Origin of the sequence: Acidovorax sp. SUPP950, assembly GCF_030158935.1 — a bacterium.
In the GTDB taxonomy this organism is placed as follows: domain Bacteria; phylum Pseudomonadota; class Gammaproteobacteria; order Burkholderiales; family Burkholderiaceae_C; genus Paracidovorax.
This window is the reverse complement of sequence record NZ_BQXE01000001.1, coordinates 1,449,006-1,473,952: the sequence shown is the minus strand read 5'-3', so window position 1 is coordinate 1,473,952 and position 24,947 is coordinate 1,449,006. Positions and strand designations below refer to the sequence as shown.

Sequence of the window (24,947 nt, the reverse complement as noted above, 5' to 3'; positions counted from 1 at the left end):
GGCCGATGGGGCTTGAAGCCCGGTTGCGGCCTGCGGCGCAGTGGCCGGCCGCGCCCTCCCGCTCAGGCGTGCGCTGGCGCGGGCAGCCGCAGGAACGCCAGCACGCCGGTGGCCAGCAGCGCCGCGATCGTCAGCATCACGGCCGTGTATGGCTCCACGCCGTGCGCCGCTGCCATGGCCGCGGCCACGCCGGTCAGCCACTGCATCAGCGCCACGCCGAGGAACATCGCCATGGTGAACACGGCCATGGCGCGGCCGGTCATCGCGGCGGGGTAGGCCGAGCGCACGTCGGCGTACTGCAGCACCATGTAGCCCGACAGCAGCCCCACGCCGATGGCGCCGCCCACGTCCAGCCAGGCCTGGTGCAGCAACCCGATGGCCACAAACAGCCCCGCCAGCACGCCGGTGAACCCGGCGATCCAGCGCCGGCGCCGCGCGGGGCCCGGGTCCAGCCGCCCGAACAGCGCGGGGCTGAAGAGCGACACGAGCGACACCACCACGGCCACGTTGCCGCTTTGCACCAGCGAAAAGCCGTGCCGCTCGATCAGCAGCGGCCCCAGCCACAGCCCGCGCAGTGCGAGGAACGACGCGTAGGTGTTGAGCGCCAGCAGCACGATGCCCGCTGTGTGCGGCAGCAGGAACAGCGCCGCGAAGCCGCGCACGGCGGCGCCCACCGATTCGCGCGGGGCGCCGTCAGCGTGCGGCCGCGCGGGCTCGTGCACCTTCCAGAAGATCAGCAGCCACGCCAGCGCGGCCAGGCCCGCCAGTACGCCGAACCCCCAGCGCCACGACGCGTGCTGCACCAGCCAGGCCAGCGGCGTGCCCGTGAACAGCATGCCCAGGCCGCCGACGCCCATGGCCACGCCCGACACCACCGCGAACCGCTGGGCCGGAAAATGCCGCGCGATGAACACGGTGCACACCAAAAAGGCCGGGGCGCAGCCCACGCCGATCAGCGCCTGCCCGAGCAGCACCAGTCCGTAGCCCGGCGCCAGCGCCGAGAGCAGCGCGCCCGCGATGGCCAGCGGAAACGCCGCCAGCAGCGTGCGCCGCACGCCGTACAGGTCGATCCCGATGCCCATGAACAGCTGCATGGTGCCGAAGGCGAAAGCAAACGCCCCGGCGAAGGCGCCCAGCGCCGCGGCCGACAGCCCGAACTCCGCCCGCAGGCCTGTGGCGATGATCGCCGTGATGGTGCGAAACGCCTGGCTCAGCGCGAAGCCCGACACCAGCGCCAGCAGCATGCCCCAGGCCTCGCGCGGCGCGAGGGCGGCGGGTGGCGGTGCGGCGGGCGCGGTCGGCATGGGCGATGGCGGGGTGGGGTGGGGCGGGGTGTGGACGATGAGGGCGGTCAGCCGTTGACCAGCGCCAGATAGGCTTTTCGCGTCTCCGGCGACACCGAGGCCACGAGTTGGTCGTAAGGCGTCTGGTGCCGCGCCATCATGCGGGCCGAGGCGATGGTCTTCGATTTGCAGAACCAGTGGCAGGTGTGCTGCATCAGGAACAGCTCGGCCGACAGGGTGAAGGCCTTGTCGCGCGCATCGCGGCCGGCTTCGTTGCGCACCGCGCGGTCGATGCCCTGGGCATGCACCAGCAGGGCCTTGCGCATGTCGAACGCGGCCGATGGAAACAGCTGGTTGGCGAACGGCAGGCTGATCGCGATGCGGCTCACGCGGGTCAGCGCCGGGTCCAGGCGCGAGAACTCGGCCGTGAAGCGGTTGAACTGCTCGGTCAGCTGCGATTCGGTGGTGGTCAGCAGGCTCCAGATCTGGTCGCGCCGCTGCGGCTCGCTCTCGCCCAGGGCGCGCAGGTAGCCCTCGGTGAGGTTCTCCATCAGCTTCTCGATCTGGTAGTTGGCCAGGTGGCGCGCCAGCAGCGCGATGCGCCGGCGCTGCTGGCGGGCGTTGAGGGCGTAGGTGCCGGTGGCGATCAGGATCGCCAGAAGAAAGGTGTCCATGTGCGGGGTCGGGCCGTGGTGTCGGAAAACGGGGGTGAAGGAAAGCAGGGCAGGCGTTGAAAGGAACATGGGCCTGAAAGGCGCGCCCGCGGGCGCACCCGTCAGGCCCCGGGGGGCTGGGGCCAGGGGCGTTGCGGCCCGCGGATCTGCTCGAAGGCATGGGCGACCTGCAGCACGCCCAGGTCGTCGAAGCGGGGCCCGGCGATCTGCAGCCCGATCGGCAGGCCCGCCGCCGTGTACCCGCAGTTCACCGAGGCGGCGGGCTGCTCGGACATGTTGAACGGCACGGTGAAGCCGATGTGCTCCAGCGGGCGCAGCGGGTCGTCGGTGGGCGAGGGCAGCTCGGCCGCGAAGGCGGGCATGGGCGCGACGGGCGAGAGCACGTAGTCGAACGCGCTGCAGGCCTGCACCGTGGCCACGCGCGTCGCGTGGAACTGCTGGCTGGCGTGGAACACTTCGGTGCCCGACAGGCCCGCGGCGCTGTCGGCCCAGGCACGGATGTAGGGCAGCACGCGGGCGCGCCGCTCCTCGGGCAGGGTCTGCAGGTCGGTGTAGGAGCGCATGCGCCAGAAATGGTCCATGCCATCGAGCATGCCCGGCGTCATGAAGGGCGCCATGGGCTCCACCCGGGCACCGGCCGCCTCGAACCAGCGCGCGGCCTGCTCGACGGCGGCGCGCACCTCGGGGTCCACCGGCAGGCCGCAGCCGGCATCCAGCAGCAGCCCCAGGCGCAGCCCACGCAGCCGCTCGGGCCCGCGCGCGGCATCGCCCCAGGCGATGGGCTGGAACGGCAGTCCCATGCTGTCGCGCCCATCCGGCTGGCTCAGCACCTGCATCATCAGCGCGGCGTCGGCCACGGTGCGCGTCATCGGGCCGGCGGCGCGGCCGGTGTAGGGCGGATCGATGGGAATGCGGCCCAGGCTGGGCTTCAAACTGAAGATGCCGCACCAGCTGGCCGGCAGGCGCAGCGAGCCGCCGATGTCGGTGCCGATGTGCAGCGGCCCGTAGCCCGCCGCCGCGGCCGCGCCGCCGCCGGCGCTGGAGCCGCCCGGGCCCTTGGAGCGGTCCCACGGGTTGCGCGCCAGCGCATGGAAGCTCGACAGCCCGGACGACAGCATGCCGTAGTCGGGCATGGTGGTCTTGGCCACGATCACCGCGCCGGCCTCGCGCATCCGCGCGGCCGGCGGGGCATCGGCCGGGGCCGGCACCAGCACCGTGGCGGCCGTGCCCAGCGGCGTGGGGTCGCCCGCGGTGGCGATGTTTTCCTTGATGGTGGCGGGCACGCCGTCCAGCAGGCCCTGCGGGGCGCCGCGCAGCCAGCGCGCCTCGCTCGCGCGGGCCTGCTCCAGGGCCGCTTCGGGGCGCAGCAGGTAGGTGGCGCACAGGTGGGGCTCCCACCGGGCGATGTGGTCCAGCACCGACTGCGTGACCTCCACCGGGGACAGGCGGCGGCTGCGGTAGGCGTCGAGCAGGGCGTGGGCGGGCAGGTCGTGCAGTGCGGATGAGGCGGACGATGCGGGCGTTGTGGAGGCGGCCTGGGGCATGGCGGGCTCGTTCACGCTCAGGCCCAGGACATCGCCGACAGGTCGTTCACGAAGATCGGCATGTCCTTCCACAGCCCGCGCAGGTTCTTGTTGGCCACCGTGACCCATTGCGGCTGGTACAGGAAGGCATGCACGGCATCCTCGGCCAGCAGGCGCTGCGCATCGCCCAGCAGGCGCGCCCGGTCGGCGGGGCGGGCGGCGTTCTTGATCTGCTCGTACAGCGCGTTGAATTTGGGCGAGTTGTAGCCCCAGTAGTAGTCGGGCTTGGCGAAGTTGCCCAGGTCGAACGGCTCCACGTGCGAGATGAGGGTGAGGTCGTAGTTCTTGTTGCCGTAGGTGCCGCTCAGCCACTGCGCCCACTCCACGTTCTGCAGCTTGGCGACGATGCCCACCTTGGCCAGCTGCGCCGCGATGACCTCGCCGCCCTGGCGCGCGTAGGGCGTGGGCGGCAGCGTCATGGTCAGCTCCAGCGGCGTCTTCACGCCGGCCTCGGCCAGCAGCTTCTTCGCCTTTTCGGGGTCGAAGGGGTTGATGCCCGTGGTGTCCAGGTAGCCGAAAGCGCCCGGTACGTAGTGGCTGCCGATCGGCACACCCAGGCCGTCCCCGGCGCCTTGGATCACGGCCTTGCGGTCGATGGCGGCCGCGATGGCGCGGCGCACGCGCACGTCGTCCAGCGGCTTCTTCTGCTGGTTGATGGCCAGGATGGTCTTGGCGCGCGAGCCGCTCACGATCACCTGAAAACGCGGGTTGGCCTTGAACTGCGCCACGCTGCGCGGCGTGACGCGCGGGAACGCGTCCACGTCCCCCGCCATCAGGGCCGCCACCTGCGCGGCCGGGTCCGAGATGAAGCGGAAGGTCGCGCGGCGGATGTGCATCGCGTTCGCCGTGCGGTAGCCGTCCCAGCGCGCCAGCGTGACCGAGGCGCCCTTGCTCCACGATTCGAGCCGGTACGGCCCCGTGCCGACGGGCTTGGTGGAGTTGGTGTCGGCGCTGCCCGGCTCCACGATGACGGCGGTGGCCTGGCCCAGCAGGAAGAGCAGGTCGGGGTCGATGTCCTTGTTGATCACCACCACCGTGAGGTCGTCCACCACCTGCGTGGTGAGGTTGGTGAAGGTGCGCTTGTCCTTGTTGGTGCTCTTGTCGCCCGCCGCACGCTCGAACGAGAACTTGACGGCAGCCGCGTTGAACGGCGCGCCGTTGTGGAACTTGACGTTCCCGCGCAGCTTGAAGGTGTAGGTCTTGAGGTCGGGCGAGACCTCCCAGCTTTCGGCCAGCAGCGGCGAGACGCTGCCGTCCGCGTTGATCTTGGTGAGCGGCTCGAACACGTTGTACAGCGTGATCTCGCCGATGGACGAGGCCGCGCCGGCCGTCGGGTCCAGCCCCGGGGGCTCCAGCGTCATGGCGAGGGTGACGGCGTCCTTCTTGCCCTGGGCCAGCGCCTGCAGGGGCGCGGCGAGCGGCACGGTGGCCAGGGCGCCGGTGGCGAGGACGGTGCGACGGTTCAGCATGGGCGGATTCTCCGGATAGGAACAGACCAGGGGCGGGACGGAAGGCGAGGGGGCGGGCGGCGGCATCGGATCGGCGGGGTGGATCGGCCGGCGGCACGCGCCCTCGGCGGCCAACAGGCTTTTTACTACACCCCGGGCCCGGCCGGGGGGCGCCGCGCCGCCGGCGCACGCGCCCGCCCGGGTTCGATGGATGGCACGGCGGCCACCAGCGCGCGGGTGTAGGGGTGCTCGGCCTGGGTGAACAGCGCCTGGGGCGTGCCGCGCTCCACGATGCGGCCCTGGTAGAGCACCACCACCTCATCGCACAGGTGGTGGACCACGGCCAGGTCATGGCTGATGAGCAGGTAGGTGATGCCGAAGCGCTCCTGCAGGTCCTGCAGCAGGTTCAGCACCTGGGCCTGCACCGAGACGTCGAGCGCGCTCACCGGCTCGTCGGCCACCACCAGCCGCGGCCGCGTGACGATCGCGCGCGCGATGGCGATGCGCTGGCGCTGCCCGCCCGAGAACTCGTGCGGGTACTTGCCCAGGTCGCTCGTGCGCAGGCCCACCTGGGCGAGCGCCTCGCCCGCCCGCTCGCGCTGCTCGGCGCGCGACACCTTCGCCGTGCCCGGCGTGGCGGGCAGCGCCTGCAGCGGCTCGGCCACGATGCGCGCCACCGTCTGGCGCGGATCGAGCGAGCCGTAGGGGTCCTGGAACACCATCTGGAAGTCGCGCCGCGCGGCCCGCAGTTCGGCCGCCGGCAGCGCGTGCAGGTCGCGGCCCAGCAGGTGCACGCTGCCGGCGGTGGGTGCATCGAGCGCCATCACCAGCCGCGCCAGCGTCGATTTGCCCGAGCCGGATTCGCCCACCACGCCCAGGCTGCGGCCGGCGGCGATGGACAGGCTCACCCCGTCCAGCACCCGCACCGTGGGCGGCGGCGACCACAGGCGCTCGCGCGGCAGGGCGTATTCGCGCACCAGGCCGGTGGCCTGCAGCAGCGGGGGCTCTTCGGGGTCGAATCGGTCCTGTGCCCTAGTACTGATTGCCGTGGTTGCTATGTTTTTGATAGTGCCATCCAAGGTCATGCCCGGCCCTCCTGCGCCGCTTCCGCCACCGCGTCCAGGCGAATGCAGCGGGCCGAATGGCCGTCGCCCAGCGGCACGGGCGCCGGCAGGGCCGGGTAGCACGCGGGCACCGTGAAGCCGCAGCGGCCCGCGAACGGGCAGCCGGGCGGCAGGTCCACCAGTTCCGGCACCGTGCCGGCGATGGTGGGCAGGCGCACGCGCGCACCGTGGGCGTCCCTTCCCGACGCAGCCGCGTCGAGCCGCGGGCGGGCCGCGAACAGCCCCCGCGTGTAAGGGTGGGCCATGGCCGAGAACACTGCCGCCGTGGGGCCGCGCTCGACCACCGTGCCGCCGTACATCACCAGCATGCGGTCCACGTTCTGCGCGATCACGCCCAGGTCGTGCGAGATCAGGATCAGCGCCATGCCGCGCTCGGCCACCAGTTCGCCGATCAGCCCCAGGATCTGCTGCTGCACCGTCACGTCCAGCGCGGTGGTGGGTTCGTCGGCGATCAGCAGGTCCGGCCCGCAGGCCAGCGCCATCGCGATGGTGATGCGCTGGCGCTGCCCGCCCGAGAACTGGTGCGGGAACGCATCGAAGCGCTGCGCCGCGCGGGCAATGCCCACGCGGTCCAGCAGCGCCACGGCCTGTGCGCGCGCCGCGGCGGCCGGCAGGCCCAGGTGCCGCCGCAGCGGCTCGGCGACCTGCCGGCCGATGGTGTGCACCGGGTTGAGCGCCGTCATGGGCTCCTGGAAGACCATGCCGATGCGGCGCCCGCGGATGCGGCACAGCGCCGCCTCGTCCTGGCCCAGCAGCTCGGTGCCGTCGAAGCGGATGCTGCCGCGCGTGGTGGCGCGGTCCGGCAGCAGGCCCATCAGCGCCATGGCGGTGAGCGACTTGCCGCAGCCCGACTCGCCGATCAGGCCCAGCGTCTCGCCGCGTTCGAGCGTGAAGCCCACGCCCCGCACGGCATCGGCCGGGCCGCGGTGCGTGTGCAGCCGCACATGCAGGTCGGAGACTTCGAGCAAGGGCATGGCGGGCGGGGCGTGGGGGGCCATGGCGTCAGCGCTGGCGCGACAGGCGCGGGTCGAGCAGGTCGCGCAGGCCGTCGCCCAGCAGGTTCAGCCCCAGCACCGCCAGCGCGATCGCCACGCCGGGCCACACGGCCAGCAGCGGCGCCTGGAACATCAGCGTCTGCGCCTCGCTCAGCATGCGGCCCCAGGACGGTTGCGGCGGCTGCGTGCCCAGGCCCAGGTACGACAGCGCGGCCTCGGCCAGGATGGCCAGCGCGAACTGGATCGTGGCCTGCACGATCAGCGCCGCCGCGATGTTGGGCAGCACGTGCTCGCGCGTGATGCGCCACGGGCCCTTGCCGCAGGCGCGTGCCGCCAGGATGAATTCGCGCGACCACACGGCATTGGCCGAGGCGCGCGTGACCCGGGCGAAGGTGGGAATGTTGAAGATGCCGATGGCGATGATCGAATTGACCACGCCCGCCCCGAACACGGCGGTGAGCATGATGGCCGAGAGAATCGCCGGGAACGCGAAGGTGAAGTCCGCCATCCGCATGATGAGTTCTTCCACCCAGCCGCGCCGCGCCGCCGCCAGCAGCCCGAGCGCCGTGCCGATGGACAGGCCGATGCCCACCGCGATCACCCCCACCAGGATGGAATTGCGCGCCCCCACCAGCAGCAGCGAGGCCACGTCGCGCCCGAACGCATCGGTGCCCAGCCAGTGCGCGGCCGAGGGGGGCAGCAGCTTGGCCTCCATGTCCATGTCGTAGGGCGAGCCGGGCGTCCACACGAAGGACACCAGCGCCGCCAGCACCAGCAGCAGCGACAGCACCGCGCCGATGGCGAAGCTGCGGTGGCGCAGCGCGCGGCGCAGGCCGGACGGCGCGGCCTCCGCTGCCGGGACGGGCTGGGAGGGCGTGGCGGGGGACGGGGGCATCACAGGTCGCTCGCTTTCACGCGCGGGTCGATGGCGGCATAGAGAAGGTCCACCACGAAGTTCACCACGATCACCATGGCCGCCAGCAGCATCACGCAGTTGCGCACCACGATCAGGTCGCGGTTGGCGATCGACTGGAAGATCAGCCGCCCCAGGCCCGGCAGGTAGAACACGTTCTCGACCACGATGGTGCCGGCCAGCAGGTTGGCGAACTGCAGGCCCATCACCGTCACCACGGGAATCATCGCGTTGCGCAGCACGTGGCCCCAGAGCGCCGCGCGGCGCGACAGGCCCTTGGCGCGGGCCGTGCGCACGAAGTCCTCGCGTAGCACCTCCAGCACCGACGAGCGGGTGATGCGCGCCAGGATCGCCGCCTGCACCACGGCCAGCGAGATCGCGGGCAGCAGCAGCGCCTTCAGCGCCTCAAGCGGGCTGCCGCCGCTGTCCTCGGTCCAGCCCGGAAAGCCGCCCGCCGAGAACCACTGCAGCTTCACCGAGAACAGCAGGATCAGCAGGATGGCGAACCAGAAATTCGGAATGGCGATGCCGATCTGCGCCAGCCCCATCACGCCCACGTCGCCCCAGCGGTTGTGGCGCGATGCCGCGTACACGCCCGCCAGCAGCGCCAGCACGGTGGTGATCGCCATGGCCATCAGCGCCAGCGGCACGGTGAGCGCCAGCCGCTCCAGCACCAGATCCCGCACCGGAGTGCCGTAGGCGTAGCTGTCGCCCAGCTGGCCCGTGAGCAGCCCGCCCACCCAGTGGCCGTAGCGCTGCAGCGCGGGCTGGTCCAGCCCCAGCTTCGTCGCCAGGGCGGCCACGGCCTCGGGCGAGGCATCCGGTCCCATCAGCATCTGCGCCGCATTGCCGGGCAGGATCTCCAGCACCACGAACACGACCACCGACGCCCCGGCCAGCGTGGCGATGAGCGTGAGCAGCCGTTTGAGGAGGAAGGGTCCCATGGGATGGATCGGAAGGGCGCCGCAAGGCGTCCGGGCTGCCGAAAGGGGCAGGGCGGTGTGGGTGCAGCATAGCGGCAAACACCGCACGGCGGTCGGAGGCGGGACGTGTGCAGTGCACTGGTGCCTGTTGCGGTGCGGGGCCGAATGGGCCGGCGCAGGTGCGCGCGGGGATGGGGCATGGGGGGCAGACCGCCCCGCCTGCGCCAGGGACTTGCCGGGGCGGGGATAATCCCGGCATGACGTCCGCCCTCCGTGCCCTTGCGGCCTTTCGCGCGCCCCAGGCCTGTGCCAGGAGATCGCCATGGCTTTGATGATCACCGACGAGTGCATCAACTGCGACGTGTGCGAGCCCGAGTGCCCCAACCAGGCCATCTACCTGGGCGAGGCCATCTATGAAATCGACCCGGCCAAATGCACCGAGTGCGTGGGCCATTTCGATGAACCGCAGTGCGTGCAGATCTGCCCCGTGGCCTGCATTCCGGTCAGCCCGCAGCACGTGGAAAGCCGGGAAACCCTGTTCCAGAAGTACGAGCGCCTGCAAGCCGCGGCGGCCCAGGGCGCGGCGTCCTGATCCAGGCGGTTCCGTCTCCCACGCAAGAAGGTATTGCGCGGGCAGCTCTCAAAATAGCAGTTAAACGCCGTCAGGCCGTGGCGGCTTGGGGCGCGGGGGCTTGGTCGTGTGCACCAGCAGGGTGGCCTTTTCCATGTCGCCCGCCAGCATCGCCGGGTGCGCCTTCAACGAATGGGCAATGCTGTCTTCGATCAGCGTTCGCTGGTCGGGCGATGGCTTCTTGAGCACCCAGTTGGCCACTTCCGCCTTGATGCCCGGGTGCCCGATCCCGATGCGCAGGCGCCAGTAGTCCGCCGACCCCAGTTGCGCATGGATGTCGCGCAGCCCGTTGTGGCCGGCATGGCTGCCGCCGCGCTTGAGCTTCACATGGCCCGGGGCGATGTCGAGTTCATCGTGCGCCACCAGGATTTCGTCAGGCTGGATCTTGAAGAACCGCGCCAGCGCCGCCACCGATTTGCCCGAGAGATTCATGAAGGTCTGAGGCTCCAGCAGCCAGACGCTCTGCCCATGCACGTTCGTGCGGGCGACGAGGCCGTGGTAGTTGCGGTCCGGCACCAGCGTGGTTTTCAGTTCGCGGGCCAGTGCATCGATCCACCAGAATCCGGCGTTGTGGCGGGTGGCGTCGTAGTCGGGCCCTGGGTTGCCCAGGCCCACAAACAGTTTGATCATGGTGTCCGCGATTATCCGTGTGTGCCCAAGAAAAACGGCCCACGCAGGTGGGCCGTTCGGAGCGGTGCCGCCGGAGCGGCCCGCCAGGAGGTTGCCTGCCGCCGGGACGGCGACAGTTGGGGCGAAGATTACTTACTTCTTCTTGCCCTTGCCGCCCTTGGCGTCGGCGGCAGGTGCTGCGTCGGCAGCAGGTGCTTCCACTTCGACCACGGGGTTGGTCACGGACACCAGAACGGGGTTGTTCTGGCCGCCACGGATCACGGCGCTCACGCCGCGGGGCAGCTTGATGTCCTTCAGGTGCAGCGATGCACCCTTCTTCAGCTTGGTCAGGTCCACGGCGATGAATTCGGGCAGGTCCGAAGGCATGCACGACACGTCGAGTTCGTTCACGACGGGGTTGACCAGGCACTTGTCCACCTTCACGGCGTCGGATTCTTCAGCGCCGCTGTAGTGCAGTGGCACCTTCATGTGCAGCTTGGTCTTGGCATCCACGCGCTGGAAGTCGATGTGCAGCACGAGTTGCTTGTAGGGGTGGTATTGCACGTCACGCAGCAGCACCTTGGAGGTGGTGCCGGCCACTTCCATGTCCAGCACGCTGGAGTGGAAGGCTTCCTTCTTGAGGGCGTGCCACAGCGCGTTGTGGTCGATCTCGATCAGTTGGGGCTCGGCGGCACCGCCGTAGACGATGCCGGGCGTCTTGCCCGTGTTGCGCAGACGGCGGCTCGCACCCGTACCTTGCTTGGCGCGCTCAAAAGCGACGAAGTTCATGGTTAGCTCCTGTGAGGGCCGGCCGCGACCAGCTCGGCCCTGTTGAAAAAGACCCGTGCCACCTGGCAGCGGACCTGCTTGTGTTCCCGAACGAACAAACCTCCCGAAGGAGGTCTGCCATCCCTTCCGCCCCGAGGGCGGACGTCATCAGAAAAGGTTGTCCTGGTCCGAGAACAGACTCATCACCGACTCTCCCTTGGCGATGCGCTGGATCGTTTCTGCGATCAGCGGTGCCACGGAGAGCTGGCGAATCTTGGTGCATCCCTTGGCGGCTTCGCTCAAGGGGATGGTGTTGGTCACGACCACTTCGTCGAGTGCGGAGCCCTTGGCGATGCGCTCGATGGCCGGGCCCGAGAAGATGGGGTGCGTGCAATAGGCGTACACCTTTTTGGCGCCACGTTCCTTGAGCACTTCGGCGGCCTTCACGAGCGTGCCGGCGGTGTCGATCATGTCATCCATGATCACGCAGTTGCGGCCGTCGATCTCGCCGATCACGTGCATCACTTCCGATACGTTGGCCTTCGGGCGGCGCTTGTCGATGATGGCCAGATCGCAGTTCAACTGCTTGGCCAGGGCCCGTGCGCGCACCACGCCGCCCACATCGGGCGACACGACGATCAGGTCGTCGTATTGTTTCTGGCGCAGGTCGCCCAGCAGCACGGGCGATGCGTAGATGTTGTCCACGGGGATGTCGAAGAAGCCCTGGATCTGGTCTGCATGCAGGTCCATCGTCAGCACGCGGGCCACGCCCACGGCCTGCAGCATGTTGGCCACGACCTTGGCGGAGATCGGCACGCGGCTGGAGCGTGGACGGCGGTCCTGGCGGGCATAGCCGAAGTAGGGAATCACCGCGCTGATGCGTTCGGCCGAAGCGCGCTTGAGCGCATCGACCATGATCAGCAGTTCCATGAGGTTTTCGTTGGTCGGCGCGCAGGTCGACTGCACGACGAACACATCGCGGGCACGAACGTTCTGCTTGATTTCGACAGTGACTTCGCCGTCGGAGAAACGGCCTACGTCCACTGCACCCAGCGTGGTGCCGAGGTGCCGGGCAATATCCGCCGCCATCCCAGGATTGGCGTTGCCGGTGAAAACCATGAAGTCGGGGTGATTGGCTTGCATGAGCGACCCAGCAGTCTAAAAAAAAGCCCGTGTGCGAAAGTATTTGGCAGGGGAAGAAGGATTCGAACCTTCGCATGCCGGAATCAAAATCCGGTGCCTTAACCAGCTTGGCGACTCCCCTACACAGGTCGATCACTGAAAGTAATCAACCGAAATCCTGATCTGAAGCCCATCCTGCCAGAGGATGAATCATCAAATTTTCACATGCCTTCACTTGCCACGCGCCGGGCGCGTCTTGCAAGTTCACTGCCTGTGGCATCTGCGCAAACACCGCACTTCCCGAGCCAGTCATTCGACCTTGCAACCCTTTCGATTCCAGCCACTGAAGGGCTTGACCGATCTCGGGACACAGTGCCTGAGCAACCGGCTGCAGATCGTTACTTCCAAATTGGTAGTGTGCTGCAGCAAAGCCTAAGATTGTAGCACAGCCAGAATCGCGTTTTAGGAAAGGGTTCGAAAAAATCGATTTCGTATCCAATCCCGCTTCTGGTTTGACCACCAGGAATTGTGTTCTTGGCAGTGCATGCGCTTTCTCAAGCGGGCGTATTGTCTCACCAATTCCTTCCACCCAAGCGTTATGGCCGCGTAAAAAAAATGGCACGTCGGCGCCCAGCGACAGTCCGATGCGCTCCAGTTCCCCACGCGTTAGCTGCAGGTTCCACAATCGGTTGAGGGCCAGCAGGGTCGAGGCCGCATCGGACGAACCACCCCCCATGCCCGCCTGCGCCGGAATCCGCTTTTCAATGCCGATGTGCGCGCCCAGCGTGCATCCAGTGGCAAGCTGCAAAGCCGAGGCTGCGCGCACGCAAAGGTCTTGGGGAGGCAGCACCTCCGACAGGTCCTCCCGGGTGATTGCGCCGTCCTGACGTAGTTCGAAATGGAGCGTGTCACACCAATCGATCAGCATGAACACCGACTGCAGCAGGTGGTAGCCGTCGGCGCGTCGCCCTGTGATATGCAGAAAGAGGTTGAGCTTGGCCGGCGCCGGCACATCGTGCAAAGACCGCATGTGTGTCAGCGGTCCAGGGCAATGCGCAGTGTGGCGTGCGGCAAGGGGCTGCGACGGTGAGCGACGAGCCTGCCGCGGTCCATTCCGTCGAGTTCTGCCTCCCAGCCATCGACCGCGATGGGTTCGCGTTTGAGCCAGCCGAACAAGGCGGACACCGGCACCGTGCTGCCTGTCAGCTGCAGGACCAGCGCGTCCAGCGAGTCGGATCGTCGCGTTTCCGATCCATTGGTCAGTGTGGCCAGTCCGGGCGACCAAGCCAGCTTGGCCATCACATTGCCGAAGGGGTTGAGAAGCGTCAGTTCTCCTTGTTCAGGGGCGCCTCGCAATTCGAATGCCGCGTTCAACGGTTGTGCGGCGGGATCATCCACTTGCAGCGACAGCCGGCCGCTCCACGCATCGTTGGGCGCTGCGTCCTGCGTGACCATCCGGGCGTGCTGCGCACAACCCGCGAGGAGCAAAAAGGTCAGCGTTGCCAGCCAGGCGCTCCAAGCGGGCCAGGTGCTTTTGGCATTTGCGCGGTAGCGGCCATTGATCGCGGCGCGCCGCATCAAGGGTTGGCTCCGAGGCGCTTCAAAGTCTGGCGCAGGGTGTCGTTGTCCTTGTTCAGCCGCAGGCCTTCTTTCCAGACAGACGTCGCGCGGTCACGCTCTCCGAGTGACCACAGCACTTCGCCCAGATGGGCCGCAATTTCCGGATCGGGCTGTGCCTTGAATGCATCGCCGAGCAAGCGCGCGGCTTCTTTCCGATTGCCGAGCCGAAACTCGACCCAGCCAAGGCTGTCCATGATGAACGGGTCACCGGGCGCGTATTCCAGCGCCTTTGCAATCAGCTGCTTGGCTTCCGGCAGTCGGATGTCACGTTCCGCGAACGAGTATCCCAGGGCGTTGTAGGCATGGTGGTAGTCGGGCTGGCGGGCAATGATCTGCCGCAGCAATTTTTCCATGTCGTCCAACAGGCCCGCCTTTTCGGCCAGCATGGCTTGGTCGTAGACGAGTTCGTTGTCTTGCGGAGCCAAGGCGACGGCCTTGGCTTGGGCTTCATAGGCTTCCCGGTATTTCTGTGCATCGCGCAGCAGCTGGACCTCGGCGAGCAATTTCATTCGCTCTTCCTGGGGCGTCTTCGCAGGCAACGCGCGAATGAGCGCAAGGGCTTCGGGCAACTTGCCCTGGCGAGCCAGCAGGGACGCCTTGCGGCTTTGCACCGTCAGCAGTTCAGCAGAGTTCTCGATCCGGCCCAGCCAGGCCTCCGCTTCCGCCAGGTTGCCCCGCTTTTCTGCGATCTGGGCTTGCAGCAGGAATGCCTGCGTCATCGCACTTCGGCGCGGATCGCCCGCAGGCAGTGCCTCGAGGAGTTTCTGAAACTGCGTCAGGGACGCATACGCCTCATCGAGGCGGTTGGCCTGCAAGTGCAGGCTGGCTTTGACCAGCCAGGCTTCTGCCATGTCGGGCGTGCTCTGGGTCAGCAGATCCGCCTGTTTGGAGGCTTCCGCATAGCGCTGTGAGTCCAGCAGGGTGCGAACGTACACCATGCGGATTTCCGGCTTGGGCGTCCCGGCCAGATAGCGGGCAACCAATGGCTCTGCCTCTGGTTCGCCGGCTTCCAGCAGTTGCAGCGCCAGCAAGGCGACGCCTTCGGCTGGCGCATCCATGGTCTGGGCCTGGCGTGCGGCTTCCAGTCCACCCTTCTTGTCGCCCGCGGCCAGGCGCATTCGGCCGATGGTGATCCACGCGGAGGGGCCGGATGCCGGGTTGCTGAGCTGATCTGCCAGCGCCTGCTCGACGACCTTGGCGGCCATGGTCTTGTCGCTGGCCCGCCCGTACAACTGAGGAATGGCCTGGAGCGTCATGGCCCTGTCATTCGCAGGCGATTGATCCAGTTCCTGCTTGAGGAGGTCGGACGTCTCCTCGATGCGATTGAGCGCAATGAGGATCTGCAACACGTACCGGTTGGCCTCGCGCGACTGAGGCTGTGCACTTTTCCACGCCCTCGCTGCCGCCAGCGCATATTCAGCTGAGCGCGATTGCAGGGCAATTTCGACGGCCCGCCGATAAAGCTGGCCATCGCCGCTGCGGCGGGCCGCTTCCAGCATGAGCGAATAACCGGTGCCGGGATCGCCCCCCGTGGTGCTGATCTCTCCTAGCAGGATTTCATAGAACAGTTCTGCATCGAGCGCGGCGGCTGCATCGCTGGAAGTCTCCTGAGACGCTCGAAGCCCGGCTTGCGATGTCGGTGCTGGCGAATTTTGCGCCTGTGCAGAAAGAGTTCCCGTCACCATAGCGCATGCCAGGGTGATGGTCCAGAGTCGATGTGATTGCGCCATCAACCCATAATAATCCATGGTTCAACGTCTTTGTGGAGCGTGCAGGCATGCCTGAGTTGCCGGAAGTGGAAGTAACGCGACTCAGCATCGCGAAGGGGATTTCCGGCGCGGTAATCCAGTCGGTCACGGTGGGCAAACCATTGAGATGGCCACTTGGTTGCCCGCCCGAGGGGTTGATTGGCCGCACCGTCACGGCAGTGCGGCGCCGGGGCAAGTATTTGCTCCTTGACCTGGACGGAGGGCTTCTCCTGATCCATCTCGGCATGTCGGGGAGCCTGCGTCTGGGGCAAGCGCTGGAAGCGCGTGGTCCACACGACCATTTTGAAATGGAAACGACCTTGGGGACCCTGCGCCTGCGGGATCCTCGAAGATTCGGCGCAGTGGTTTGGGCGCAAGACGAGAGCGCAGAAGAAGCGAAGAAGCTGTTGGGTTCATTGGGAGTGGAACCCCTTTCCGATCTGTTCACCGTCGATGGTCTCTTTGCCGGTTTGCGTGCGAGCCGGGCGCCTGTGAAGCAGGTCTTGCTCAGCGGCAAAGTTGTGGTGGGGGTCGGAAACATCTACGCGTCGGAAGTGCTGTTCCTGGCGGGTATCCGCCCGACAGTGAAGTCATCGACCATCGGCTTGGCGCGGGTTCGCCGCCTGCACGCAGCCATTCGCGAGGTGCTGGCGCGCGCGGTGGAGCGCGGCGGCAGTACGCTGCGGGACTTCGCCAGCGCGGACGGCAGTGAGGGCCATTTCCAGCTGGAGGCGCATGTCTATGGACGGCACAACGAGGCGTGCCGGGCCTGCGGGTCTCCGGTGCGAATGATCCGGCAAGGCCAGCGCAGCACCTACTATTGCATCCGTTGCCAGAAGGCATAGGGTTAAGAGGGGTGGCACCACGCCGTTTCGAGCTTTCAAGAAGTTCGTGGGGTGCTATATTTTGCGAAGGCTCCTGCACGTGCGGGCGCAGCGACACTCGGGAGCAAAGTGGGACCCTCTTTTAACGAACAGTTCGACCAGCACGGCGCGTGGCGCCGGGCATTCGCACTTCAACTGAAGCAGTTGGCCGACTGGATGGCGTCGCATTCCCTCATGGATGCGGCCGTTGGCGAGAAGCTCCAGCGACTGGAGGGCCAAGTGCGCAGCGACAAAGTCATGGTGGCTTTCGTCGCGGAGTTTTCCCGGGGCAAGTCCGAACTGATCAACGCCATCTTCTTTGCCGACTATGGCCGCCGGATCATGCCGGCCAGCGCGGGACGAACGACGATGTGCCCGACGGAATTGGGCTACGACCCCGGCGTGCCTGTGAGCCTGCGCCTGCTTCCCATCGACACCCGGCTGCAGGTGCAGGGACTGGCCGAGTGGCGCCTGAAACCCGAACGCTGGGTGCAGATTCCCTTGGATGTCAATGATGCGGGGCAGATGGCCCGCTCGCTCGAGAAGGTGGCCGAGGTCCGGCGCGTCAGCTTGGATGAGGCGCGAGCGCTGGGCTTCTGGCACGACGACCTGCCGGAAGAAAACCCGGTGCCGGACGCCAGCGGCCAGGTGGAAGTTCCGATGTGGCGCCATGCCCTCATCAATATTCCCCATCCGCTGCTCAAGCAGGGCCTGGTCATTCTGGATACGCCCGGACTGAACGCAGTGGGTGCGGAGCCTGAACTCACCATCAATCTGATTCCGCAGGCGCATGCGGTGGTCTTCATCCTGGGGGCGGACACCGGGGTCACGCGGTCCGATCTCTCGATCTGGCGGGAACATCTTGCAGCCCCGTCTGAAAATGCGGATGCCCGCTTGGTGGTCCTCAACAAGATCGACACACTGTGGGACACCCTGAACTCGCCTGAGCAGGTTCAAGAACAACTGGAGCGCCAGCGCCTGACCTCTGCTGAGATGCTGGGTATCTCGCAAGAGCACGTCATGCTGGTTTCAGCCCAGAAAGGGTTGATCGCCAAAATCCAGTGCGATGACCTGTTGCTGGAGCGCAGCGGCTTGCCTCTTTTGGAAGAAGCGCTGGCACAAGGGGTGATGGGCAAGCGCCAGTCCATTCTCCGCTCTGCCGTGGCAGCGGGCATTGCCGGCCTGCGGTCGGAAACCTCCCGCGTGATCAACATCCGCCGGCGCGATCTCGATGACCAGATGCTGGAGTTACGGAGCTTGCGGGGAAAGAATGCTTCCGTCATCGATTCCATGCGCACTCGCATCGAGCAGGAGCAGCGGGAGTTTGAGATGAGCACCGCGAAGATTCAGGCGGTGCGTGCGGTCCATCTCAAATTGCTGCGCGATATCTTCCATGAGCTCGGAGCCCGTTCACTGAAGGCTGAGCTGGCGCTGCTCACAGACGCATTGCAGCAAAAGGGGCTGAAGCTGGGCGTGCGCAAAATCTATGCGGAGACCTTCCAGCGGCTGCTGGCCATCGTGGACAAGGCGCAATCTTCGGGCACTGAAATCCATGCCATGTTGGGCGGTACATTCCGACAGCTCAACACGGACTTTGGCTTCTCGCTCCAAGTGCCTCCGACTCCGCAACTGGAGCCCTTCCTGCAGGAAATCGCGCAAATTGAGCAGCGGCATTTGCAGTACCTGGGCGTGGGCAATGCCCTCAAACTGGCGCAGCCTGAGTTTGCGCAGCGATTGGTCCGTGCGCTTGGCATGCGGCTTCGCACGGTGTTCGAGTCGGTTGCCAACGATTTGGAGCTGTGGAGCAAATCCGCAACAGCGCAACTGGATGCCCAACTAAGAGAGCGCAAACGCAGCTTTGCGCGTCGCATCGAAGCGGTGGACCGCATTCAGCACGCAGCAAGCGGTTTGGTCGAGCGCATTGCAGAGATTGAAATGGCCGAGCAGGAGTTGGGGCAGATGGAGGCGCGCTTGAATGAGATGACGGAGCAGCTCGCAGCCGTCCCGCGCGCCGAGCCGCCCCAGGTCAGCCCGCAAACGGCCCTGGCATGAGCGACATCCCGGAAATTGCCACCGATGTGGTTCGGTGGCAGGCGGTGCATGGCCGCAACCATTTGCCATGGCAGCAAACACGTGATCCTTATCGGGTGTGGCTGTCGGAAATCATGTTGCAGCAAACCCAGGTCGTCACCGTCTTGGGCTATTACGAACGCTTTCTGGCTCGATTTCCGGATGTGCAGTCGCTCGCAGCGGCAACGGAGGGCGAGGTGCTCGCTTTATGGAGCGGGTTGGGCTACTACAGTCGTGCACGAAATCTGCACCGCTGTGCTCAGAAAGTGGTGGATTTGCACGGGGGCGAGTTTCCCCGGACCGCCGAGGTATTGGCACAGTTGCCGGGAATCGGCCGCTCGACGGCAGGTGCGATAACCGCCTTCTGCTTTTCCGAGCGTGTTCCCATATTGGATGCAAATGTTCGCCGGGTGCTGACGCGAGTGCTTGGCTTCACGGCCGATTTGGCAATCGCCAAGAATGAACGTCTTCTTTGGGATCAGGCCTGTGCCTTGCTGCCAGTCAGTGATCTGCAGCATGCGATGCCGCGCTATACCCAGGGTCTGATGGATCTCGGGGCGACGGTGTGCACGCCAAAGAAGCCGACCTGCATGGTCTGCCCTTTGAACCGGCAGTGCAAAGCCCGCCGCGACGGAGACCCCGAACGCTATCCCGTGCGGACCCGCAAATTGTCGCGTCGTGCGGAGTCGTGGTGGCTGATGCTGCTGCAGGACGGCAATGGGCGCGTCTTGCTCCAGCCGCGTCCCTCGAGCGGCATTTGGGCAGGTCTGCATTGCCTGCCGGTGTTCGAGGAGCGCGCAGCACTGCAAGCGTCATTGGCATCACGGCCTGCGCCGCTTCAGGATTTGGAGGGCTTTCTTCATGTCCTGACCCATCGGGATCTGCACCTCCATCCCGTGCGAATCCCGTGGCAGGCGGATTGGGGCCTTCCGGTGGACGGTGCCTGGTTTGGTGCTTCCGACTGGGACCGCTTGGGTATGCCAACGCCCATCCGAAAATTGCTGCTGAACCTATCCTGATTTTTTTCACGTCTCGCCACTCTGTGGCGAGACGTGAAAGTCACAGGCCGTCCAGCTCACGATGCCGCCGCAGGGTGGTCCAACGCTGGCTGAAGTGCATCGCCAGGCGCTCCACCAAATAAACCGAGCGGTGTTGCCCCCCCGTGCAGCCAATGGCCACGGTCACGTAGCTTCGGTGATTCTGCGCCAAAGGCTCCAGCCAGTGAGAAAGGAACTGCGCGATGTGCTCCTGCATCAGTTTCACATCAGCCTGGTGTTGCAAATAGTCGATGACAGGCTGGTCTTTGCCCGTCAATGCCTTTAAGGCGGGCTCATAGTGGGGATTGGGCAGCATGCGCACGTCAAAGACGTAATCCGCATCGACAGGCACCCCGCGTTTGAATGCAAACGATTGGAAGACCAGCGTCAATTGCCCGGGCAGGGCGGGCATCAGGCTTTTGACGTAACCCTGCAATTGCGCTGCTCGAATGGCGCTCGTGTCGATGACATGGGACTGCTCACGCAACTCGGCCAGCAGTTCACGTTCCAGTTCGATGGTTTGCAGCAATGCGCGTTGGCCTTCCGTCCATTCGTCTCTGGAGAGGGGGTGGCGTCGGCGCGTTTCCGAAAATCGCCGGATCAATGTGTCGGTGGTGGCATCCAGAAACAGCGAATGGACGACCACGCCCTCGCCGCGCAGGCGTTTCAGTTCCTGCGGAACCAGCGGTAACGCGGTGGCGCTGCGAACATCCATTGCGATGGCAATCCGGTTGCCATGGTGCTGATGCTCCAGCGCCACGAAGGCGGCCAACAATTCCGGTGGCAGGTTGTCTACGCAGTAGTAGCCTGCGTCTTCCAATGCATGCAAGGCAACGGATTTGCCGGAACCCGCCATGCCTGTGATCAATACGACCTCTAGCGTCATTTCGTCATGCCTTGATCTGTGCGGGTTGGTTGCTGCTGAGCATTTCGCGTGCGTGCGCCATGGTCGCCTTCGACTGGCGTTCCCCTCCTAACATCCGAGCCATTTCGATCACGCGTTTTTCTCCCTTCGCCACGGTCACCTGACTGACGGTGTGCTGATCCTGACTGGTTTTTGCCACGATCAGATGGTGATCTGCACAGGCTGCCACCTGCGGAAGATGGGTAACGGCCAGCACCTGTCGATCGCGGCCCAACTGCTGCATCAGCCGACCCACCGTCTCGGCGACGGAGCCTCCGACGCCTGAGTCCACCTCGTCAAAAATCAGGGTAGGGGCCTCGCCCAACTGGCTTGTCGTCACGGAAATGGCCAACGATATGCGAGACAGCTCCCCCCCCGAAGCGACTTTGCCAACAGGCCGGGGCGTAGCGCCAGGATGCCCTGCGACCAGAAAAGAAACACTGTCGAGACCTTGAATGCCGGGTTCCGGTGTCGGTTCCAAAAGCACCTCAAACCGCCCGCCCACCATGCCCAGGCCCTGCATGGCTTGTGTGATTGATTGGGCAAGCCTTGGTGCTGCGGCTGTCCGCTGCCGGGACACAGCCTGCGCCGCCTTGCGATAGGCTGTACCACTGGCCTGTTCGGCCGCATTGAGCGCTTCCAGGTCTGCTGCCGTCTCCAGTTTGGAGAGTTCCGCTTTCCATCCCTCCAGCAGTGCCGGCAACTCCGATGGCGTCCGCTTGTATTTGCGTGACAACGAAATCCACAGCGACAGGCGTGAATCCAACTGTTCAAGTCGCTCGGGATCGAGTTCCGTGTGCCGGAGATAGCTTTGCAAGGAGTGAGCCACATCGGCCGCTTGATCCATGCACGACTGAAGCACCTCTCCCATCGCCTTGAATTCGGGATCGAGGGTTTGCTGCTCCTGCAGCAGATGGCAGGCGCGGCTCAACTGAGTCTGTGCACCGGACTCTTCATCCTCCAGCGCGGACAGGGCCGTTTGCGCGCTGTCCAGCAAGGCTTGGGCGTGGGAAAGGCGGCTGTGCTGGGTGTTGAGTTCTTCCCACTCGCTGGATGCCGGGCCCAGCTTTTCGACTTCACTGATCTGCCACTGCAGTCGTTCCCGCTCCTGTTGCAGGGTATGTCTGGCCGCTTCTGCTTGCGCGACCGCTTTGCGGTCGTCACGCCAGCGAGTCCAAAGCGGCTCCAGCGCCGCGGTGCTGATGCCGCCATAGGCATCCAACAGGCTGCGAACGGCATCCTGGCGCGTCAAGCTCTGCCATGCGTGCTGGCCATGGATATCGAGGAGATGTGCCCCCACAGTCCGCATTTGGGTGGCGGTTGCTGGAATGCCGTTCATCCACGCACGGCTTTTTCCTTGCCGATCGATGGTTCGGCGAAGCAGCAGGCTTTCCTCCTGCGGGATGCCTGCTTCATCAAGCCATGCAGACAAACTGGGTGGGCAATCGAATTCAGCGCAGATGTCCGTACGCTCGGTTCCCTCGCGAATCACCCCGGCATCGGCGCGGCCGCCCAGCAGCATTTGCAAGGCATCGATCAGGATGGATTTGCCTGCACCCGTTTCTCCGGTCAGCACCGTAAATCCTTTGTGAAGATCCAGGTCCAGGACATCCACGATGACGAAATCGCGCAATGCGATCCGTTTGAGCGCCATCTATGAGCCCCCTTCATTCCAGCGCAATTTTTTGCGCAACGTAGCAAAGTAGTTCCAGCCTCGAGGGTGCAAGAAGCGCACGCAGTGCTCCGACCGCCGAACCACGATCCGATCGCCATGCTGGAGCGACGCCAGCGACTGCATGTCGAAATTGGCGCTGACGTCCCGGCCCCCTACGACTTCCACCGCAATGTCCGTCGAATCCGGCAGCACGATGGGTCGATTGGACAGCGTATGGGGTGCGATGGGGACCATCACCCAACCAGGAATCGCAGGGTGCAGCATTGGGCCTCCCGCGGAGAGCGCATAAGCCGTGGACCCAGTGGGCGACGCAATGATCAGCCCGTCTGCCCTTTGGTTCGAGACGAAATGCCCACCCACTTCCACCCGCAATTCGACCATGCCGGAAGTGGATCCACGATTGACGACGACGTCGTTGAGCGCCAGGGCTTCAAATACGCATTCGTCCTGACGCATCACGCAGGCATGCATGAGGGGCCTGGCGTCTTCTTCGTACTCGCCATGGAGCATCGGCCTCAGTGCTGAAGCGTGCTCGCCCAAAGGGATATCGGTGATGAAGCCCAGACGTCCCTGATTGATGCCGATCAGAGGAATTTTGTAGGGGGCCAATTGCCTGCCGATGCCCAGCATCGTACCGTCTCCCCCGATCACCATCCCCAGATCGCACTCCTTGCCGATCTGTTCCACCTGCATCGCAGGATAGTCAGAAATGCCGGTGTTGTGCGCCGTTTCCTGTTCCAGAATGGGTTCACAGCCTTCATTTCTGAGGAACTGGGCAACCTCCTGTACGGCATTGCGCGAACTGTCAGAAATAACGCTGGAAGTGAGCGGCTGGTACTTGCCGAAGAGTGCGACCCGTGTGAACCTGAGCTTCATTGGGAAATTAGATCATTAAAATGATTCAATGCTTGATGACCGTGCCAAGTTGTTGCTGAAGGCGCTCGTAGAGCGCTACATAGCCGATGGCCAACCCGTGGGTTCGCGTACGCTGTCGCGCGCGTCCGGTCTCGACCTCTCTCCCGCCACCATCCGTAACGTGATGGCCGATCTCGAAGAGATCGGACTGATCGCAAGCCCGCACACGTCTGCCGGCCGAATTCCGACGGCCAAAGGGTATCGCCTGTTCGTTGACACCATGTTGACAGTGCAGCGCGAGCAGCTGTATTCGCCGCAGCTGGCTGCAGAGCAACCGCAAAAGGTGATCGCCAACGCGGCGCATTTGTTGTCCAGCCTGTCCCAGTTCGTGGGCGTTGTCATGGCGCCCCGGCGTGCCTCGGTGTTCCGGCACATCGAATTCTTGAGATTGTCCGAAAAGCGGCTTCTGGTCATCATCGTCTCCCCTGAAGGAGATGTGCAGAACCGCGTGATCTTCACCGATGTGGACTACTCGCAATCGCATCTGGTAGAAGCGGCCAATTTCCTGAACAGCCACTATTCCGGAATGGACATGGACCAAGTGCGCGAGCGCTTGAAGACGGAGGTGGATCAGCTGCGGGAGGAAATCGGCTCGCTGATGCAGGCGGCTGTCAACGTCGGGTCCGAAGCGATGGCGGAGTCTCAGGACAATGTGGTGATTTCTGGCGAGCGCAACCTGCTGGCAGTGAGTGATTTTTCCAACGACATGGGCAACCTGCGGCGTGCTTTCGACCTGTTCGAACAGAAGACGCAGATCCTGCGTTTGCTCGATGTTTCCAACCGTGCAGATGGCGTACGCATCTTCATTGGGGGAGAGAGCCAGATCGTCCCTTTTGAGGAGCTTTCGGTAGTCACCTCTCCATATGAAATAGACGGGCAAGTCGTAGGCACACTGGGGGTCATCGGCCCCACCCGAATGCCGTACGACAGGATGATCCAGATCGTGGACATCACGTCCAAGCTGGTTTCCAACGCGCTGAGTTACCGCAAGTAAGCACATACAATTGGCGCGGGGGGCGTTAGCTCAGTTGGTTAGAGCAGAGGACTCATAATCCTTTGGTCGCGGGTTCAAGTCCCTCACGCCCTACCAGTTCAACGGGCTTGATTGCTGTTCATGGCCATTCCTCGCGTGCCTGTTCAGGCGCACTGCGTGGACATGAGAGTTGAGATGCCTGCGTTTTCTGCAAACGAAGCCAAGCAACCATCAAAAGATGGGTTAGAATTTAAGTCTTGCTTGATTGCGAAGTTCTTCACAGAGGTCGCGTAAAAATCAAAACAAGAATTGAATGATGGCGTTGAAAACATGCTATAATTCAAAGCTTAGCGGCTGTAGCTCAGCTGGATAGAGTACTTGGCTACGAACCAAGGGGTCGTGGGTTCGATTCCTGCCAGCCGCACCAAACGGTAAGCCCTAGAACAGTGATGTTCTAGGGCTTTTTCCGTTGGGGATTCGAATGCTCTCTGCATCAAAATGCACCCATGAGCAAGGCATTCACCAAAGAATCGGATCAGTCCGATGACGAAGATTTTTCCCCTGCACCCCTTCCTGCGGGTAGCAAGAACTACATCACCCCTTCCGGCTACGCCAGGCTGCGCGATGAACTGCTGGATCTCATCGACAACGAGCGGCCCAAGATCGTTGAAGTGGTTCATTGGGCTGCAAGCAATGGGGACCGTTCGGAGAACGGGGACTACCTGTATGGCAAGAAACGCCTGCGCGAAATTGATCGCAGGATTCGGTTCCTGACCAAACGACTCGAAATTGCCGAGGTGGTCGATCCCGCCATTCACGCCGGAAGTGATCAGGTGTTCTTTGGTGCCACGGTCCACTATGCGGACGATGAAGGCGTCGAGCGCACCATCACGATCCTGGGAATCGACGAGGTCGAGACGGGCCTGGCGCAAGTCAGTTGGGTGTCGCCGGTGGCTCGGGCCTTACTGAAGGCCCGCGAAGGGGATCAGGTTCAGTTGGCCACGCCTGGTGGCACGCGGACGCTGGAGGTTTTGGACGTCCGCTATCCCCAACCGGTGGCATAAGGGGC

Annotated in this window: 23 protein-coding genes and 3 tRNA genes; 8 read left to right on the top strand and 18 right to left on the bottom strand. The window is 64.9% G+C overall.

Translation table 11 applies throughout. The features are described from left to right. Nucleotides 1-62 precede the first annotated feature (62 nt). From AVME950_RS06790 to AVME950_RS06755, 8 genes are all read right to left on the bottom strand, one after another. Nucleotides 63-1,304: an MFS transporter gene (locus AVME950_RS06790; RefSeq protein ID WP_284429221.1), complete on the bottom strand. Its 1,242-nt coding sequence runs from the start codon at nucleotides 1,302-1,304 to the stop codon at nucleotides 63-65. 47 nt (nucleotides 1,305-1,351) lie between these two features. Further along, nucleotides 1,352-1,957 (bottom strand): hypothetical protein, encoded by a 606-nt coding sequence (locus AVME950_RS06785; protein WP_284429220.1) that lies wholly within the window; start codon nucleotides 1,955-1,957, stop codon nucleotides 1,352-1,354. Between the two features lie 101 nt (nucleotides 1,958-2,058). Beyond that, nucleotides 2,059-3,501 carry an amidase gene (locus AVME950_RS06780; protein WP_284429219.1) on the bottom strand — a complete coding sequence of 481 codons (1,443 nt, stop codon included), beginning with the start codon at nucleotides 3,499-3,501 and terminating at the stop codon, nucleotides 2,059-2,061. A 17-nt stretch (nucleotides 3,502-3,518) separates the two neighbouring features. Further along, nucleotides 3,519-5,009: an ABC transporter substrate-binding protein gene (locus AVME950_RS06775; protein WP_284429218.1), complete on the bottom strand. Its 1,491-nt coding sequence runs from the start codon at nucleotides 5,007-5,009 to the stop codon at nucleotides 3,519-3,521. A 125-nt stretch (nucleotides 5,010-5,134) separates the two neighbouring features. Further along, nucleotides 5,135-6,073, bottom strand: a complete 939-nt coding sequence (locus AVME950_RS06770; RefSeq protein WP_284429217.1) for an ATP-binding cassette domain-containing protein — start codon at nucleotides 6,071-6,073, stop codon at nucleotides 5,135-5,137. Continuing rightward, nucleotides 6,070-7,086 carry an ABC transporter ATP-binding protein gene (locus tag AVME950_RS06765; RefSeq protein ID WP_284429587.1) on the bottom strand — a complete coding sequence of 339 codons (1,017 nt, stop codon included), beginning with the start codon at nucleotides 7,084-7,086 and terminating at the stop codon, nucleotides 6,070-6,072. Before AVME950_RS06765 ends, AVME950_RS06770 begins: the two co-directional genes overlap by 4 nt. 28 nt (nucleotides 7,087-7,114) lie before the next feature. After that, nucleotides 7,115-8,002, bottom strand: a complete 888-nt coding sequence (locus AVME950_RS06760) for an ABC transporter permease (RefSeq protein WP_284429216.1) — start codon at nucleotides 8,000-8,002, stop codon at nucleotides 7,115-7,117. Next, nucleotides 8,002-8,964, bottom strand: a complete 963-nt coding sequence (locus AVME950_RS06755; protein ID WP_272548856.1) for an ABC transporter permease — start codon at nucleotides 8,962-8,964, stop codon at nucleotides 8,002-8,004. Before AVME950_RS06755 ends, AVME950_RS06760 begins: the two co-directional genes overlap by 1 nt. 301 nt (nucleotides 8,965-9,265) lie before the next feature. Between AVME950_RS06755 and AVME950_RS06750 the strand changes: the two genes are divergently transcribed. Further along, a complete protein-coding gene (locus AVME950_RS06750; protein WP_272564890.1) occupies nucleotides 9,266-9,535 on the top strand; it encodes a YfhL family 4Fe-4S dicluster ferredoxin in 270 nt (89 codons plus the stop codon). 60 nt (nucleotides 9,536-9,595) lie between these two features. Here the strand turns inward: AVME950_RS06750 and pth are convergent, their stop codons facing one another. From pth to AVME950_RS06715, 7 genes are all read right to left on the bottom strand, one after another. Next, nucleotides 9,596-10,204 (bottom strand): aminoacyl-tRNA hydrolase, encoded by a 609-nt coding sequence (gene pth, locus AVME950_RS06745; protein ID WP_284424693.1) that lies wholly within the window; start codon nucleotides 10,202-10,204, stop codon nucleotides 9,596-9,598. A gap of 132 nt (nucleotides 10,205-10,336) precedes the next feature. Then, complete coding sequence (locus tag AVME950_RS06740; RefSeq protein WP_272564888.1) at nucleotides 10,337-10,972, bottom strand: 50S ribosomal protein L25/general stress protein Ctc; 636 nt, start codon at nucleotides 10,970-10,972, stop codon at nucleotides 10,337-10,339. 147 nt (nucleotides 10,973-11,119) lie between these two features. Then, entirely contained in the window at nucleotides 11,120-12,094 is a 975-nt protein-coding gene (locus tag AVME950_RS06735; protein ID WP_272548852.1) for a ribose-phosphate pyrophosphokinase, read from the bottom strand. 44 nt (nucleotides 12,095-12,138) lie between these two features. Next, a tRNA-Gln gene (locus tag AVME950_RS06730) sits at nucleotides 12,139-12,215 on the bottom strand. A gap of 24 nt (nucleotides 12,216-12,239) precedes the next feature. Then, the gene (gene ispE / locus AVME950_RS06725) at nucleotides 12,240-13,103 is read right to left on the bottom strand and encodes a 4-(cytidine 5'-diphospho)-2-C-methyl-D-erythritol kinase (RefSeq protein ID WP_284429215.1); all 864 of its coding nucleotides are present in this window, start codon (nucleotides 13,101-13,103) and stop codon (nucleotides 12,240-12,242) included. Nucleotides 13,104-13,108: 5 nt separating this feature from the next. Beyond that, complete coding sequence (locus tag AVME950_RS06720) at nucleotides 13,109-13,651, bottom strand: lipoprotein insertase outer membrane protein LolB (RefSeq protein WP_284429586.1); 543 nt, start codon at nucleotides 13,649-13,651, stop codon at nucleotides 13,109-13,111. Further along, entirely contained in the window at nucleotides 13,651-15,441 is a 1,791-nt protein-coding gene (locus tag AVME950_RS06715) for a tetratricopeptide repeat protein (RefSeq protein ID WP_284429214.1), read from the bottom strand. The genes AVME950_RS06720 and AVME950_RS06715 overlap by 1 nt, the downstream gene beginning before the upstream one ends. A 29-nt stretch (nucleotides 15,442-15,470) precedes the next feature. Here AVME950_RS06715 and mutM point away from each other — a divergent pair, with 29 nt between their 5' ends. From mutM to mutY, 3 genes are all read left to right on the top strand, one after another. Continuing rightward, complete coding sequence (gene mutM, locus AVME950_RS06710) at nucleotides 15,471-16,286, top strand: bifunctional DNA-formamidopyrimidine glycosylase/DNA-(apurinic or apyrimidinic site) lyase (protein WP_284429213.1); 816 nt, start codon at nucleotides 15,471-15,473, stop codon at nucleotides 16,284-16,286. 108 nt (nucleotides 16,287-16,394) lie between these two features. Continuing rightward, nucleotides 16,395-18,356: a dynamin family protein gene (locus AVME950_RS06705; protein ID WP_284429212.1), complete on the top strand. Its 1,962-nt coding sequence runs from the start codon at nucleotides 16,395-16,397 to the stop codon at nucleotides 18,354-18,356. Continuing rightward, nucleotides 18,353-19,393 carry an A/G-specific adenine glycosylase gene (mutY, locus tag AVME950_RS06700; protein ID WP_284429211.1) on the top strand — a complete coding sequence of 347 codons (1,041 nt, stop codon included), beginning with the start codon at nucleotides 18,353-18,355 and terminating at the stop codon, nucleotides 19,391-19,393. The genes AVME950_RS06705 and mutY overlap by 4 nt, the downstream gene beginning before the upstream one ends. A gap of 40 nt (nucleotides 19,394-19,433) precedes the next feature. Here mutY and rapZ read toward each other — a convergent pair whose 3' ends face one another. Genes rapZ through AVME950_RS06685 form a run of 3 tightly spaced genes read right to left on the bottom strand, consistent with a single transcriptional unit; the run spans nucleotide 19,434 to nucleotide 22,866 of the window. Next, nucleotides 19,434-20,297: an RNase adapter RapZ gene (rapZ, locus tag AVME950_RS06695; protein WP_284429210.1), complete on the bottom strand. Its 864-nt coding sequence runs from the start codon at nucleotides 20,295-20,297 to the stop codon at nucleotides 19,434-19,436. Nucleotides 20,298-20,301: 4 nt separating this feature from the next. Then, entirely contained in the window at nucleotides 20,302-21,969 is a 1,668-nt protein-coding gene (recN, locus tag AVME950_RS06690) for a DNA repair protein RecN (protein WP_284429209.1), read from the bottom strand. Further along, on the bottom strand, nucleotides 21,970-22,866 hold the full coding sequence (locus AVME950_RS06685) for an NAD kinase (RefSeq protein ID WP_284402298.1): 897 nt from the start codon (nucleotides 22,864-22,866) through the stop codon (nucleotides 21,970-21,972). A gap of 28 nt (nucleotides 22,867-22,894) precedes the next feature. On the opposite strand from AVME950_RS06685, the gene hrcA reads away from it, so the two are divergent. From hrcA to greB, 4 genes are all read left to right on the top strand, one after another. After that, on the top strand, nucleotides 22,895-23,899 hold the full coding sequence (hrcA, locus tag AVME950_RS06680; RefSeq protein WP_284429208.1) for a heat-inducible transcriptional repressor HrcA: 1,005 nt from the start codon (nucleotides 22,895-22,897) through the stop codon (nucleotides 23,897-23,899). 19 nt (nucleotides 23,900-23,918) lie between these two features. Beyond that, nucleotides 23,919-23,995, top strand: a tRNA-Ile gene (locus tag AVME950_RS06675). A 233-nt stretch (nucleotides 23,996-24,228) separates the two neighbouring features. Beyond that, nucleotides 24,229-24,305: transfer RNA gene (locus AVME950_RS06670), tRNA-Arg, on the top strand. Nucleotides 24,306-24,384: 79 nt separating this feature from the next. Further along, a complete protein-coding gene (gene greB, locus AVME950_RS06665; protein ID WP_284407618.1) occupies nucleotides 24,385-24,942 on the top strand; it encodes a transcription elongation factor GreB in 558 nt (185 codons plus the stop codon). Nucleotides 24,943-24,947 lie beyond the last annotated feature (5 nt).

What these genes read in the sequence shown, in the direction of transcription:
- AVME950_RS06685 (WP_284402298.1), bottom strand. Translation starts at nt 22,866, where the DNA reads ATGAAGCTCAGGTTCACACGGGTCGCACTCTTCGGCAAGTACCAGCCG.
- AVME950_RS06790 (WP_284429221.1), bottom strand. Translation starts at nt 1,304, where the DNA reads ATGCCGACCGCGCCCGCCGCACCGCCACCCGCCGCCCTCGCGCCGCGC.
- greB (WP_284407618.1), top strand. Translation starts at nt 24,385, where the DNA reads ATGAGCAAGGCATTCACCAAAGAATCGGATCAGTCCGATGACGAAGAT.
- AVME950_RS06770 (WP_284429217.1), bottom strand. Translation starts at nt 6,073, where the DNA reads ATGACCTTGGATGGCACTATCAAAAACATAGCAACCACGGCAATCAGT.
- ispE (WP_284429215.1), bottom strand. Translation starts at nt 13,103, where the DNA reads ATGCGGTCTTTGCACGATGTGCCGGCGCCGGCCAAGCTCAACCTCTTT.
- AVME950_RS06780 (WP_284429219.1), bottom strand. Translation starts at nt 3,501, where the DNA reads ATGCCCCAGGCCGCCTCCACAACGCCCGCATCGTCCGCCTCATCCGCA.
- AVME950_RS06720 (WP_284429586.1), bottom strand. Translation starts at nt 13,651, where the DNA reads ATGCGGCGCGCCGCGATCAATGGCCGCTACCGCGCAAATGCCAAAAGC.
- AVME950_RS06785 (WP_284429220.1), bottom strand. Translation starts at nt 1,957, where the DNA reads ATGGACACCTTTCTTCTGGCGATCCTGATCGCCACCGGCACCTACGCC.
- AVME950_RS06765 (WP_284429587.1), bottom strand. Translation starts at nt 7,086, where the DNA reads ATGCCCTTGCTCGAAGTCTCCGACCTGCATGTGCGGCTGCACACGCAC.
- rapZ (WP_284429210.1), bottom strand. Translation starts at nt 20,297, where the DNA reads ATGACGCTAGAGGTCGTATTGATCACAGGCATGGCGGGTTCCGGCAAA.
- recN (WP_284429209.1), bottom strand. Translation starts at nt 21,969, where the DNA reads ATGGCGCTCAAACGGATCGCATTGCGCGATTTCGTCATCGTGGATGTC.
- AVME950_RS06735 (WP_272548852.1), bottom strand. Translation starts at nt 12,094, where the DNA reads ATGCAAGCCAATCACCCCGACTTCATGGTTTTCACCGGCAACGCCAAT.
- AVME950_RS06750 (WP_272564890.1), top strand. Translation starts at nt 9,266, where the DNA reads ATGGCTTTGATGATCACCGACGAGTGCATCAACTGCGACGTGTGCGAG.
- AVME950_RS06760 (WP_284429216.1), bottom strand. Translation starts at nt 8,002, where the DNA reads ATGCCCCCGTCCCCCGCCACGCCCTCCCAGCCCGTCCCGGCAGCGGAG.
- AVME950_RS06755 (WP_272548856.1), bottom strand. Translation starts at nt 8,964, where the DNA reads ATGGGACCCTTCCTCCTCAAACGGCTGCTCACGCTCATCGCCACGCTG.
- AVME950_RS06775 (WP_284429218.1), bottom strand. Translation starts at nt 5,009, where the DNA reads ATGCTGAACCGTCGCACCGTCCTCGCCACCGGCGCCCTGGCCACCGTG.
- mutM (WP_284429213.1), top strand. Translation starts at nt 15,471, where the DNA reads ATGCCTGAGTTGCCGGAAGTGGAAGTAACGCGACTCAGCATCGCGAAG.
- mutY (WP_284429211.1), top strand. Translation starts at nt 18,353, where the DNA reads ATGAGCGACATCCCGGAAATTGCCACCGATGTGGTTCGGTGGCAGGCG.
- AVME950_RS06740 (WP_272564888.1), bottom strand. Translation starts at nt 10,972, where the DNA reads ATGAACTTCGTCGCTTTTGAGCGCGCCAAGCAAGGTACGGGTGCGAGC.
- AVME950_RS06715 (WP_284429214.1), bottom strand. Translation starts at nt 15,441, where the DNA reads ATGGATTATTATGGGTTGATGGCGCAATCACATCGACTCTGGACCATC.
- pth (WP_284424693.1), bottom strand. Translation starts at nt 10,204, where the DNA reads ATGATCAAACTGTTTGTGGGCCTGGGCAACCCAGGGCCCGACTACGAC.
- hrcA (WP_284429208.1), top strand. Translation starts at nt 22,895, where the DNA reads ATGCTTGATGACCGTGCCAAGTTGTTGCTGAAGGCGCTCGTAGAGCGC.